Consider the following 236-nt stretch of genomic DNA (forward strand, 5'->3'; position numbering starts at 1 on the left):
TAAATAGAAGTACGAGGTGATATACATGGAAAATCAAATGGTGAAATGCAGCATTGCCAACTGCGAATACTGGGAGCAGGTCAACAACTGCAGCGCGGAAGTTATAATGATCGAAGTAAACGCTCATTCGAACAAGCCGCAACCGCAGGAGCGGGAGGGTCTGCCTTACGTTCCCGGACATCAGGATTCCGCCGGGGGCATCACCGACACCTGCTGTCAAACTTTCGAGGAACGTC

General features: G+C 50.8%; 1 protein-coding gene. It reads left to right on the forward strand.

The window, feature by feature from the left end:
* Positions 1–25: 25 nt before the first annotated feature.
* Positions 26–236, forward strand: a 211-nt coding sequence (locus KVT34_RS31140) for a DUF1540 domain-containing protein (RefSeq protein WP_217563386.1), incomplete at its 3' end; no start/stop codon positions are given.

It is taken from the genome of Paenibacillus sp. GbtcB18 (assembly GCF_019091125.1).
Lineage (GTDB): Bacteria > Bacillota > Bacilli > Paenibacillales > NBRC-103111 > Paenibacillus_F > Paenibacillus_F chitinolyticus.